General features: G+C 63.4%; 12 protein-coding genes. 4 read left to right on the plus strand and 8 right to left on the minus strand.

What is annotated here, in order from left to right; genetic code table 11:
* Positions 1-411 precede the first annotated feature (411 nt).
* The 6 genes from NKJ88_RS20660 to NKJ88_RS20685 all read right to left on the minus strand — a co-directional run bounded on the left by NKJ88_RS20660 (position 412) and on the right by NKJ88_RS20685 (position 5,656).
* Positions 412-1,113 (minus strand): methyltransferase, encoded by a 702-nt coding sequence (locus tag NKJ88_RS20660; RefSeq protein ID WP_352445224.1) that lies wholly within the window; start codon positions 1,111-1,113, stop codon positions 412-414.
* Positions 1,034-1,399, minus strand: a complete 366-nt coding sequence (locus NKJ88_RS33020) for a methyltransferase family protein (protein ID WP_502904759.1) — start codon at positions 1,397-1,399, stop codon at positions 1,034-1,036. The genes NKJ88_RS20660 and NKJ88_RS33020 overlap by 80 nt, the downstream gene beginning before the upstream one ends.
* A gap of 237 nt (positions 1,400-1,636) precedes the next feature.
* Positions 1,637-3,028: a chromate efflux transporter gene (chrA, locus tag NKJ88_RS20670; RefSeq protein WP_352445227.1), complete on the minus strand. Its 1,392-nt coding sequence runs from the start codon at positions 3,026-3,028 to the stop codon at positions 1,637-1,639.
* Positions 3,025-3,843, minus strand: a complete 819-nt coding sequence (locus tag NKJ88_RS20675; RefSeq protein ID WP_023737426.1) for a chromate resistance protein ChrB domain-containing protein — start codon at positions 3,841-3,843, stop codon at positions 3,025-3,027. Before NKJ88_RS20675 ends, chrA begins: the two co-directional genes overlap by 4 nt.
* 140 nt (positions 3,844-3,983) lie before the next feature.
* Positions 3,984-4,772, minus strand: a complete 789-nt coding sequence (locus NKJ88_RS20680) for a 3-hydroxybutyrate dehydrogenase (protein WP_023714996.1) — start codon at positions 4,770-4,772, stop codon at positions 3,984-3,986.
* 347 nt (positions 4,773-5,119) lie between these two features.
* Positions 5,120-5,656, minus strand: coding sequence for a TetR/AcrR family transcriptional regulator (locus NKJ88_RS20685; RefSeq protein ID WP_352445229.1), 537 nt, complete (start codon positions 5,654-5,656; stop codon positions 5,120-5,122).
* Between the two features lie 149 nt (positions 5,657-5,805).
* On the opposite strand from NKJ88_RS20685, the gene NKJ88_RS20690 reads away from it, so the two are divergent.
* Positions 5,806-7,110, plus strand: a complete 1,305-nt coding sequence (locus tag NKJ88_RS20690) for an efflux RND transporter periplasmic adaptor subunit (protein WP_352445231.1) — start codon at positions 5,806-5,808, stop codon at positions 7,108-7,110.
* On the plus strand, positions 7,107-10,190 hold the full coding sequence (locus NKJ88_RS20695; RefSeq protein WP_023696405.1) for an efflux RND transporter permease subunit: 3,084 nt from the start codon (positions 7,107-7,109) through the stop codon (positions 10,188-10,190). The genes NKJ88_RS20690 and NKJ88_RS20695 overlap by 4 nt, the downstream gene beginning before the upstream one ends.
* A gap of 164 nt (positions 10,191-10,354) precedes the next feature.
* Here the strand turns inward: NKJ88_RS20695 and NKJ88_RS20700 are convergent, their stop codons facing one another.
* Positions 10,355-10,816: a L,D-transpeptidase gene (locus tag NKJ88_RS20700; RefSeq protein ID WP_352445233.1), complete on the minus strand. Its 462-nt coding sequence runs from the start codon at positions 10,814-10,816 to the stop codon at positions 10,355-10,357.
* A 330-nt stretch (positions 10,817-11,146) separates the two neighbouring features.
* Here NKJ88_RS20700 and NKJ88_RS20705 point away from each other — a divergent pair, with 330 nt between their 5' ends.
* Both NKJ88_RS20705 and NKJ88_RS20710 read left to right on the plus strand, forming a co-directional pair.
* Positions 11,147-11,479 (plus strand): hypothetical protein, encoded by a 333-nt coding sequence (locus tag NKJ88_RS20705; RefSeq protein ID WP_023670061.1) that lies wholly within the window; start codon positions 11,147-11,149, stop codon positions 11,477-11,479.
* A 30-nt stretch (positions 11,480-11,509) separates the two neighbouring features.
* Positions 11,510-11,680 carry a hypothetical protein gene (locus NKJ88_RS20710; RefSeq protein ID WP_023670062.1) on the plus strand — a complete coding sequence of 57 codons (171 nt, stop codon included), beginning with the start codon at positions 11,510-11,512 and terminating at the stop codon, positions 11,678-11,680.
* A 71-nt stretch (positions 11,681-11,751) separates the two neighbouring features.
* Here the strand turns inward: NKJ88_RS20710 and NKJ88_RS20715 are convergent, their stop codons facing one another.
* Complete coding sequence (locus NKJ88_RS20715) at positions 11,752-12,456, minus strand: response regulator transcription factor (protein ID WP_023670063.1); 705 nt, start codon at positions 12,454-12,456, stop codon at positions 11,752-11,754.
* Between the last annotated feature and the right edge of the window lie 25 nt (positions 12,457-12,481).

Consider the following 12,481-nt stretch of genomic DNA (forward strand, 5'->3'; position numbering starts at 1 on the left):
CGTTACCGTTCGTGGCGCGCCTTAGGCGGCTCAAAGCAAACCAAATCCGGGTGAACGCGTTGGATGCCATATGTATTAGAAACCACGAATAGATAAACGAATGTCTAAAAACTCCATTCCGATTCGACGTAGTCGAACGGGCTAGCTAGGCGCAAGTTGCAGCGACCGCGCAACATCCTGTCGGAGGTTCCGCCCCAATCGACGAATGCGAAATATGCCGCTATCGCGAACTTTGTTGTCGACCAAGTGACATTTAAATGCCCCCTCTGCGAAGAAGCTATCGAGAAGACAGGGGACACCGCGCTGCCGGTAAGGGGAAAGATCGGCTCACGCCGCCTCAGGAACTTTGTGCAATCCGTCCGGGGCTGGCTTTGAGGGCCACACGCCCGAAACCAACCACTCCAGCCACGTTCAGTCCGTGAGGCGCCCACGAAAGAACGTGGTGCCGTCGGTCAGCTGCGACCTGGAAATATCCCGGAACCCAGCCTCGGTCATCCACGCGCGATACTGACCTTCCGTGTACGATTCGCCTGCGCGATAGAGATTCAGGAAGGTGAGATTGAGAAACACACCCTCAGGCGGGCCGAGACGGTCGTCATCGACGACACCCCACCCCGCAATTGCGATCTCGCCTCCTTGGGTGAGGCAACGCGCCGCGTTCAGGATCGAACTGCGCGCCTGGTCCGGCGGCAGGACCTGGACGACGGCCTTCAGGATTGCCAAGTCATGCCGGCCGGTCGATGGCGCGACCGTTATGTCGCCTTCTTCGACAACCATATCGCCGGCACCGTATTCCGACAGGATCGCTGGTGCGACCGCTGCGACCGTCGGGAGTTCCATCAAAGTCGCCGCAATATGCGGCCATCGCTCGCGAAGTCCGACCAGAATGGTCCCGGCGCCGCCGCCGATGTCGATCACCGAACGGACCGCCGAGAGGTCCAGCTCACGGGCCAGATTCCGGCCGAAAATCACCCCTCCCGGTTCGAGCATGCGGCTGAAGGCCGCTGCGGATTCTGGCCCCGCTTCGGAAAAGTCATGCAGCGCGGCCGGCCGGTTTTGCCGCAGCGACTCTGCGGTCAAAAGGTCGGCTCCCCAGAGTTCGCGCAGCAGCACATGATCGCCGCCGCGATAGTTCGGCTTGGACGCGTCGAGAAAACTCCGACGATTCGGCTCCGTTGCGAAACTGACCATCCTCGACCTCGAGGAGACCGATGCTGGCGAGCGCGTAGAGGAGCCGCGACAGACGAGCGGGCTCGACTTTGAGCGCTGCCCCAAGGCTGTCGGCAGTCGCAGCATCGCCGCCGAGCCGGGTGAAGATGCCAAGGTCCAGCCCGGCACGAAGCGCCAAGGCAGGGGGCACCCCTGCGATCAGCTTGTCGATCCGATCGGAATCCACCATGTCATATCCCGTTGTGCGATCCAGGATCGACTTTGAACAGCTCGGCCAACCTCGTCAAATCAGTTCACCAGCGCGTCGCTCTCCACGTCGAATAGGTTCAGCTTGGCGGCATCGGGTTCGACATAAAGGGTATCCCCGGGGCCGGCGCTGATCCTACCAGCGCCCGCGACCGTTGTGCGCCGCCCCGGCATACCTCAAAGATCCGGCTGTGATGATGGCTGGCCGCGCCTTCGAACGCTACGCAGGCAAGGCCAGCAGCGCCAGTCCGGCCAGCGCCGAGCCGGCCAATGTCGGCAGCATGCCGATCCTCAGTTTCAGCATGGCGACCATAGCGGCTGCCGCCAGCAGCGCGGCACGCCAATCCAGCGACGACAGCACCGGCACCTCCATGCCCAGGCCAACGCGGTGCACCGCGCCGAAGACGACATGAAGTGCGAACCACAGCGCAAGGTTCATCACCACGCCGACGACAGCCGCTGTGATCGCACTCAGCGCCGCCGACAGTGCCTTGTTGCCGCGCAGCGCCTCGATGTAGGGGGCACCGAGAAAGATCCAGAAGAAGCACGGCACGAACGTCACCCAGAGCGTCAGCAATGCGCCGAGCGATCCGGCGACAAGCGGTCCCATCGCACCGGCGTGCCGGTAGGCGGCGACGAAGCCGACGAATTGCAGCACCAGGATCAATGGTCCCGGCGTCGTCTCGGCCAGGCCAAGCCCATCGACCATTTCACCCGGCGCCAGCCAGCCGAACGACGTCACGGCTGCCTGCGCGACATAGGAGAGCGCGGCGTAGGCGCCGCCGAATGTGACCACCGCCATCAGGCTGAAGAAGCCGCCAAGCTGTGCCCAAACACTGGCAGGGCCGGTCAGCGCCAGGATCAGTACGACCGGCCCGAGCCAGATCGGCAGCCAGATCGCGATGGTGCGCGGCGCGTGCCATTTCGTCGGCTTGGTGTGAGCGAGTTCGCCGCGTTCGAACATGACGTCGACGGCACCCCTGACATCGGGCAAATTGTCCTTGCCGCGTGCGGCTCCGGAAAAACGCGCCGGTGCCAGGCGGTTGCCGATCCAGCCGGTCAGCCCTGCAACCAGGATGATCAGCGGAAACGGCAGCCGGATGACATAGATGGCAAGGAACGCGGCCACCGCGATCGCCACCATCACCCGGTTCTTGAGCGCCCGTTTGCCGATGCGGAGGACCGCCTCGACGACGACGGCCAGCACCGCCGCCTTGATGCCGAAAAAGAGCGCCTCGATGACAGGCGCATCATTGTAGAGCACGTAGAAGATGCTGAGGCCCAGCATGACAAACGCACCGGGCAGCACGAACAGGATGCCGGCAACGAGGCCGCCGGCGGTCCGGTGCAGCAGCCAGCCGATATAGATGGCGAGCTGCTGTGCCTCGGGGCCTGGCAGAAGCATGCAGTAGTTGAGCGCATGCAGGAACCGCTGCTCGCCGATCCAGCGGCGATCCTCGACCAATTCCTTGTGCATCAGCGCGATCTGTCCGGCCGGCCCGCCGAAGGAGAGCAGGCCGACCCTTGCCCACAGTTTTGCGGCTTGGCGGAAGGTCGGGACGATCGGAGCCTCGGTAGCCTGTGCATCGTCGTCCGCGGCGAGGGCGCTCATGGCGCTTTGCCCGCGCTGGGCCAATTGTGGGTTTCGTCAGTGGCATCGCGGCACCATCTGAAGAACGCATCGTAGAGCAGCATGCCGGCATCAAGCTGTTCGAGATCGTCGCGGAACATGCGCGACAGCCCGAGCGATGCCGCGAGAAACCCGGCCGCCTGCGGTACGAGATCGAGGCGCGCCGTATCGGCTGCACGCACGATCAGCGCAAGGCGATCGAGCGCTTCGGACTGCAACCCGAACTCTTCGATCATCGTGTCGAAGGTGCAGCGCTCGCCGCGATGGCTCCAGAACACGTCGTCGATGTCGAAGGCAACCGCCCCAAACCGATCGGCGGCCGCCAGCACTTCAGACGGCTCGACAAACAGGAACACCGCCGAGGGATCGACGAAGCGGCGGATCAGCCAGGGACAGGCGATGCGGTCGACCTTGGGGCGGGCACGCGTCACCCAGACCGTGCGGCCCTTGTCGTCGCGGGGCGGTATCTTGTCGGCCTTGACCAGAACCCCCTTGGCCGCCTGCCACGCCTCGAAGCCGCCTTCAAGGGATTCGGCAGCAATGCCCTCATGGCGCAGCCATGCGGCAACGCCTTGCGAAAGCTTCAGCCCCTTCTGGCAGATGACGACAGCATGAGCCCCCGTTAATTCGGCAGCCCAGTTCGAAACAGACTTGAAGTCGCGCCGGCACGAGGCCGGAAGCAGGCGCGGATCGGCGTCGTAGTCTTCGTCGATGCGGACATCGACAAGAACAGGCGCGTCGGACAGACCGACAAGGCGGGAAAGCTGCGCTACGGTGATTGCGGTTGTTGACGGCATGGCGTCCACCTCCAGCGTGAGAGTTTGGACGCGATCATTGGGCTGACGCCTCACGGGGTCGTCGCGAAGGAACCCCTTGCCACAATGCTGGATTGATCCTTCGCCTTTGTCAAGGAAAGAGCGGCGCCGGGGGACCGCGCCTACTGCGCCGTCCAGCCGCCATCCATCGGCAAGGTGGTGCCGGTGATCTGTCTGGCTGCGTCAGAGCACAGGAACAGAGTCAGCGCGGCGAGCTCCTCGACGGTGACGAATTGCTTCGTCGGCTGCGCTGCCAGCAGCACGTCGTGCTTGACCTGTTCCTCGGTCATGCCGCGCGCCTTCATCGTGTCGGGGATCTGTTTTTCGACCAGTGGCGTCCAGACATAGCCGGGCGCGATGGCGTTGACGGTGATGCCGTCCTGCGCGACTTCCAGCGCTACCGTCTTGGTCAGACCCGCTATGCCGTGCTTGGCCGAGACGTAAGCCGACTTGAACGGCGAGGCGACCAGTGCATGCGCCGACGCGGTGTTGATGATGCGGCCCCATTTGCGCGCCTTCATGCCGGGCACCACGGCCTTGATCGCGTAAAAGGCGGCAAGCAGATTGATGCGGATGATGGCTTCCCACTTGTCGTCGGGAAACTCCTCGATTGGCGCGACATGCTGTATCCCGGCATTGTTGACCAGAATGTCGAGGCTGCCCAAGGCCTGCTCGGCTTCGCGCACCATGGCGGTCACCGCTGCGCCGTCCATCATGTTGGCGCCGGAGTAGCGGCACTGGACGCCGAAATCCTTCTCGATGCCGGCGCGCTCCTGTTCGATCGCCGCGGCTTCGCCAAGGCCGTTGATCGTGACGTTGGCGCCCTCGGCGGCAAGGGCGCGGGCAATGGCCAGGCCAATGCCGCTGGTCGATCCGGTGACGAGCGCATTCTTCGAAGAAAGGGAACCCATGGAGATCTCGCGACTGTTGGGAGGGACTACAAAGACACATAGTTTGTGCGCCGCAACATGACAACGCCATAATCATATGTCGGCGCTGTTACGGCACTAAAACGCGCTTTGCCGGCCTCGCCGAGCGCCGTCTCAAGGCTGACACGTCAAGGCTGACACGGCAGTGTTATGGTGCGGCGCAACATAGTCGGCCACGCATTCGCGCAGTCATTCCTGAACCATCGATCCAACGAATCAGGGGGCTGTAGCTTGAAATCGCCGATGTCGTGATGCGTGCCTATGCCATGCCGCTCACCAACCGTCCTTTCCGCCCGGCCCGTATCGCTTCTTCGATCCGACGCCTTGAGCTATCCCGCAATCTCCAGCAGGGCCGATACCAGCAAGCGGCGTTCGTCGGCGGAAAGCACGTCGGAATCGAAGAGGTTCATGCTGCGCAGCCCTTCGATGGCCAGAAAGCAGACCAGCAGCGTCTTCAGGTCCGGCGTCTCGCTCTTCAGCCGCTGCAGCAGCTGCGACTTGAAGGCTTTTATCGGCGTCAGGAAATCCGGATCCTCGGCGATCGCCGAGAATATCCACGAAGCCGTCGGCTTCGGCTCCTCGCAATCATCCGCCGAGAGCCGGATATAGGTGGCGAGCAGGCTCTCGCCGCTGGCGCCGGCGACACGGCCCGATTCCAGCGCCAGCTCGAACGCGCGCAGGTAATTCTCCACCAGGCCCTGCATCAGTTTGGCCTTGGTCGGAAAGTTATACAACAGGCCGCCTTTCGACACGCCGGCGCGGCTGGCGACGGCGTCAAGCGACAGGCTGCCGGGACCGGCCTCGCGTGCGACATCGGCGGCGGCGGCGAGTATCTTGTCGCGCGAATTTGCCCTTTGGGTCTTCATCGATCCCTTCCCCCGCACCAGCCTAGGCGGAATTGACAAGACCGTCCAGACGGTACAGTAAGTTCGCCGTCATTTGTAATCGGGACCTGGCGTCGATAAGTGTCCCGCTATTCGGCTATTTTGCCGGACATCGGCCGAGGGGACAGTTCGTGAAGCGCTTCATCTCTATCACCGCAATTCTGCTTCTGCTCGCTCTGGTGTGCGTCGGCGTTGTCGGCTTCAACCTGTTCCGCGACAACGCTATCAAACAGTATTTCGCCACCATGAAGCCGCCGGCGTTGACCGTATCGACGGTTGTCGTCAAGCCTTCCGACTGGACGCCGGGGGTCGAGGCGATCGGCACGGTACGCGCCGTGCGCGGTGTCGACCTTACCGTCGAGACCAGCGGCATCGTCAAGGACATCCTTTTCCATGCCAACCAGAAGGTGCCGGTCGATTCGGTCCTGCTGCAGCTCGACGATGCCGTCGAACGCGCGGATCTGGTCGCGGCCAAGGCGCAGTCCGTGTCCGACAAGACGGCGCTCGAACGCGCGCTGGAGCTGCAGCGGCGCGGCGTCGGAACGGATGCCACGCTCGACACCGCTCAAGCCGCTGCATCGGCCTCCGCCGCGCAGGTCAACAAGCTGCAGGCCGTGCTTGATCAGAAGCAGCTGACGGCGCCGTTCGCCGGCACCGTGGGCATCCCCAAGATCGACCTCGGCCAATATCTCTCGCCCGGCAACGCAGTGGTGACCTTGCAGGATCTGGACACCATGCGGGTCGATTTCTCGGTACCCGAACAGCAGCTGCCGCTGCTCAAGATAGGCCAGGCGGTGCGGCTCGGCCTCGGCGGCACCGGCGGCGGCGCCGACATGCCGTTTGCCGGCTCCATTCGCGGCATCGATCCCAAGATCGACGCTTCAAGCCGACTGGTGTCCGTCCGCGGCGAGGTCGCCAACCCTGACGGCAAGCTGACGCCCGGCCAGTTCGTCCAGGTTCGCGTCGAGCTGCCGCAGGAGAAAAACATTCTGTCCTTGCCGCAGACGGCATTGACGTCGAGCCTCTATGGCGACTTCGTCTTCGTCGTCGTTCCGGCGAAGCCGGCGGAAGGCGCCCCAGCCGCGAAACCTGAGGAAAAGCCTGCCGCAGGGGCCGACGCGGCAAAGCCGGCGGCAGATGCAAAGCCGGCAGACGCGAAACCGGCTGCCGAAGACGCCGCGGCGAAGCCCGCGGACAAGCCGGCTGTCGACCCCGCGAAGCCCGCGGCAGAACCGGAAAAGCCGGCGCTCGTGCTGTCACAGGTGTTCGTGAAGCCCGGCCGCCGCAACGACGGCATGGTCGAGATCGTCGAGGGCATCAAGGCCGGTGACGAGGTCGTCACCGCCGGTCAGAACCGTCTCTTCAACGGCATGTCCGTCGCTGTCGACAACACCATTGACCCCAGCAAGTCGGCTAACCAGCAGGCTCAGCAATGAACTTTTCCGACATCTTCATTCGCCGGCCGGTCCTCTCCACCGTCCTCGCCTGCATGATCCTGCTCCTGGGTTTCCAGGGCATCTTCAACCTGTCGATCCGGCAGTATCCCAAGGTTGACGAGACGGCGATCACCATCACCACCGCCTATCCCGGCGCCAGCGCCGACCTGATCCAGGGCTTTATCTCCGCCCCGATCGCGCGGGCCGTCGCCTCGACCGAGAACATCGACTACGTCACCTCGTCCAGCCGGCCGTCTTCGAGCACCGTGGTCGTCCAGATGAAGCTCGGCTCCAATCCGGATGTCGCGCTCACCGAGGTCCTGTCGAAGGTGCAGGGCGTACGCGGCACCTTGCCGGATGCATCCAAGGACCCGGTCATCGTCAAGGGCACCGGCCAAGAGTTCGCGATGATGTACATCTCGATGCAGAATCCGAACATGAGCAAGGAGCAGCTCACCGAATATATCGAGCGCGTCGTGCGGCCCCGCATGTCGACGGTCGAAGGTGTCGCCGACGTGCAGATCTTCGGCGCCGAGGAATATTCGATGCGGGTCTGGATCGACCCGGTCAAGCTTGCTGCGCGTGGCGTCACCGCCGCCGAAGTGCTGGCGGCGATCAACAACTCCAACTTCCTGTCGGCGCCCGGCAACACCGAGAACGAATATGTCGTCTCCTCGATCACGGTTCGCTCGACGCTGCAGACGCCTGAGGCCTTTGCCGAGCTTCCGCTGCGCTCGACGGACGGCCAGGTGGTGCGCTTGCGCGACGTGGCGCGAGTCGAGCTTGCCGCCGAGAGCACCGACACGAGGGTGAGCTTCAATGGCAAGCCCGGCACCTTCCTCGCCATCTTCCCGACGCCGGCCGCCAACCCGCTGACAACGGCGGAGGCGATCCACAAGATCGTGCCTTTGATTCAAGAGACGCTGCCGAAAGGCATGACCATCGAAATCGTCTACGATTCCACCGAACAGATCAGCGCCTCGATCGATGAAGTGTTCAAGACCATCGCCGAAGCCGTCGCCATCGTCGTCGTGGTCATCCTGTTGTTCCTCGGCTCATTCCGCTCGGTGATGATGCCGATCGTGACCATCCCGCTGTCGCTGGTCGGCGTCTGCTTCCTTTTGTTTGCGGTCGGCTATTCGATCAACCTTCTGTCGCTGCTGGCCATGGTGCTGGCCATCGGCCTTGTCGTCGACGACGCTATCGTGGTGGTGGAGAACATTCATCGCCACATGGAGGAGGACCACATGTCGCCGATGCAGGCGGCCTTCAACGGCATGCGCGAGATTTTCTCCGCCATCGTGGCCATGACCATCACGCTCGCCGCCGTGTTCGCGCCGCTGGCCTTCACCGGCGGCCTGACCGGCGCGCTGTTCCGCGAGTTCGCGGTGACGCTCGCCGGTTCGGTGGTGCTGTCCGGCCTCATAGCCGTCACCATCACGCCGATGATGGCGGCGCGTCTGCTCAAGGCGGGATCGCACAGTCGCTTCCAGCGCGTCGTCGACGGAACCTTCAGCCGTGTCGAGCATGTCTATGAGCGGGCGGTAACCGCCTCCTTGAGAAATCGACCGGTGACGCTGCTGATGGTCGTGGCGCTGGTTGCGCTCACCGGCTTCATGTTCACCAAGACCTCGAGCGAACTGGCGCCGGAAGAGGACCAGGGCTTCCTGTTGTCGATCGTGACGGCACCGCGCTACGCGACCTCGGACTACACCGAGACCTACGTCAACCAGATCCTCGGCCTGGTGAAGGACATTCCCGAAACCAGGGCGCAATTCTCCGCCGTTGCCTTTGGCGGCGCCACCAACGGCGCCTTTGTCGGCTTCGCCTTCAAGGATTGGGCCGAGCGCCAGCGCAACTCAAAAGAGCTTCAAGCCGATATCCAGGGACGCCTCGGCAAGGTGGCCGGCGTCGAGGCCTTCGTCTTCGCGCCGCCGACGCTGCCGGGCTCCGGCGGCGGCCTGCCGATCTCCATGGTGGTGCGCTCGACCGGTGGTTCCGCCGAGGTCTACGAGGCGGCCGAGCAGATTAAGAACAAGGCGCAGGCCTCCGGCCGCTTCATCGTCGTGCAAAACTCGATGTCCTTTGACGCTCCGCAGGTGACGGTGACCATCGACCGCGACCGCGCGGCGGCTCTCAACCTGCCGATCGCCGACATCGGCCAGACGCTGACGCTGCTGGTCGGCGGCGCCGAAGTGGCTCAGTTCGACCGCGACTCCAACAGCTACGACATCATCCCGCAGGTGCCGAAGGAGTTCCGCGACAATCCCGAGAAGCTCGGCGAATATTTCGTGCGTAGCGTGACCGGCGAAATGGTGCCGCTTTCAGCGGTGGTGAAGATTTCGACCAACGCCGCGCCGGCCGCGATCGAGCAGTTCAACCAGCTGAACTCGGCGACGATATCAGCGCTGCCGCTTCCCGGCGTCACCACGGGCGACGGGCTGCAGACCCTGGAGAACCTTGCCAAGGAGAGCCTGCCCGATACCTTCTTCATCGATTATTCCGGCCAGTCCCGGCAGGAAAAGGAGCAGGGCAACACGATCCTTATCGCGTTCGCAGCCGCCGTAATCGTCATCTATCTGGTGCTGGCGGCGCAGTTCGAAAGCTTCCGCGACCCGCTGATCATCATGATGGCGGTGCCACTGTCGATCTTTGGCGCCATCGTGCCGCTCAATCTGGGGCTTGGAACGCTCAATATCTACACGCAGGTCGGCCTGATCACACTGATAGGTCTGATCACCAAGCACGGCATTCTTCTGGTCGAGTTCGCCAACCAGCAGCGCGAGTTGCATGGCATGAGGCGGCGCGATGCGATCGTCGCCTCGGCCAAGGTGCGCTTGCGGCCGATCCTGATGACGACAGCGGCGATGGCGCTCGGCGTCGTGCCGCTGATCGTGTCCAGTGGTGCTGGTGCGGCGGCGCGCTATTCGATGGGCCTCGTGATCTTCACCGGCATCCTGGTCGGAACCATGTTCACCCTGTTCGTGGTGCCGATGTTCTACACCTTCATCGCCAGCAAGGACCTGCCGCACCACGCCGAAAAGCCAGACCCGAAGCTGATGCCGGTGCACGCGGACTGAGCGCGAACGGCGTCAGCGAACAAACGAAAAGAGGCCGGAAATTTCCGGCCTCTTTTTTGACTGGATTGATTTACCGCGAAGCCCCGATGGAGCTCCAAGGCGGGAACTTGCGGTGCGGCATGACCTGTCCGGCTGCGCTGCACCATCGCTCCAAACGCAGTCTGCTACTTGACGATGACGATGCTGGTGTTGGTCGGGCCGAAGGTTTCGACCAACTGGTAGAAGTCGGCGGCATTGTCGGGATGCAGCCGCACGCAGCCATGCGACGCCGGCCGTCCCAGCCGCTTGATGGCGTTGGTCGCATGCACGGCGTAGCCGCCGCTGAAGAAGACCGAATGCGGCATCGGCGCGTTGTCGTATTTCTTCGAATGCCACATCTCGTGCATGCGGGTCGGCTTGAACGAGCCGGTCGGCGTGACATGCGCACTGTCGCCGGTCGAGACCTTCCAGGCGAAAGTCGGCCGACCATCGACCAGCACTTCCATGGTCTGCTGCGACAGCGAAACACGCGCCACGATCTGGTTTGCCGCGGCATGGGCGGTGCTGTTGGCGGCGCCAAGCAGAAGCGCGGCGCCGCCGGCTGCGGCGGCGACGTTGATGAGTTTGGCGGAAATGGCTTCGTACATGATGGCTCCCCTTTGCCGGTCGTGCCGGCGTCAATTCGGTGGCCGCCTTATCCCCGCGCCATGTTTCAGACTGACTTCGCTGAGGCTCGTTTGTGTTTCGAATCTGTTTCCTCTGGTTAACAAGCAAGGTGGACAAGGGAAGCGTGCTCCGCCTGTGCTGCTCATACCCGATCACGACCGGGCCGCCAAACGAAAGTGCTGATCTCTTTATATGAAAGAAGTTTGGCTTCGCTCGAAACCGACTTGCAACAAAGCGCGGCCTGGGCGGCATGATCTGGTTACAGGCTCGCGGCACAGTCATCCCAACGAGAACAGCCGGCGCCAACGAAAATGAGCATCAAATCGACCACCCTGTCCTGGCTCTTCAGGATAAGCATCGCCGCATTTGTCGTCGGCGGCATCGGCACAGTAGCCGGCACCCCGATGACGAAACTGGCGGTGATGAATTCGGGTGAGATTTCGACGCTGCATGCCGCGCTGTTCATAGCCTTGGTCTGGATTGTCTCCAGTCTGCGCATCAACCGTCTCAGGGCCCTCTGGCGGGTCGGCCTCGGGTTGAAGTGGATGCGCGGCCCCTCCGGCAACTTGCTGCCGAGAGGACCGAAGGCCCGCGTCGCAACGGGGGGCTCCGTGGGCGACGCGGGCACTTCGGGTTTATCCTGAAGCACCCGCGGTTCTGATTGGGGACAACCGATGAAGACGAAATCTGCAGCCTCCGTGCTTTCGGTACTGCTCTATGCACAAGGCCTGCTCGGCTTTGCCGGTCTCGCCACGGTTCTCCTGAAGGACCGCGCGCATGCCGCCAGCGAAATCGTAGTCGCCAGCGAATTGCCGTCGGGACCATCGCTTCTGGTGGTGCGCTGACGCCTATGCATGGCGCCCGAGATTGCGCAGCTTTTTTGGGCGAGCCGAGGAACAATCCAGCCTCCCGACCCTCAGTCGGCGCGCTGCGTCGGCGGGTCGAACCGGTAGCCTGCGCCGCGTATAGTTGTGATGGTTTCGGTGTCGAGCTTGCGGCGCAGCCGCACGATGCGCGAATCGATCGAGCGGTCGAAGGCATCGGCATTTTCGGCGGGCGCCGCCGCAATGATGTCGTCGCGCGTCAGCACCTTGCGCGGGCTGGCCAGAAACAGCCTGAGCAGCGCCACCTGGCCCGGCGACAGCTGTTCTTCCGTACCCGAACGGTGCATGACGATGGCCGACCGCAAATCGACGGTGGCATTTTCCAGCACGATCAGTTCCTGGGCGGACCTGCCGCGCCGCGTCAGCAGGCCGCCGATGCGCGCGGCAAGCTCCCTGACATTGAGCGGACTTTCGACGACATCTGCGGCGCCAAGCTCGAGCGCCAGCACCTTGTCGACCAGATCGGCCGGCCGGCAGATCAGGATGAAATCCGGCCCCGCCTTCCCGTCCGCGCTCTGGCCGCCGCCATAACGCCTGAGCAGGTCCCGCCCTTCCGCCTGGCTGAGGCTGTCGCCGACGATGACGATATCGATGCCTCCGGCCGAAAGCAGGGATTCAGCTTCCCAGGGCTGCCGCGCCTCGCGCACGTCATGGCCGCGCCGGTCGAGATGATCGGCAAGATCGCCGGCCACCACATCGGCGACGGAAACCAGCGCGATGACGGATCGTGCAGCCATGTTTTTCTTCCCGTTCCCCCGCAAC

The sequence above is a fragment of the Mesorhizobium sp. M0016 genome (assembly GCF_040324035.1).
GTDB lineage: Bacteria > Pseudomonadota > Alphaproteobacteria > Rhizobiales > Rhizobiaceae > Mesorhizobium.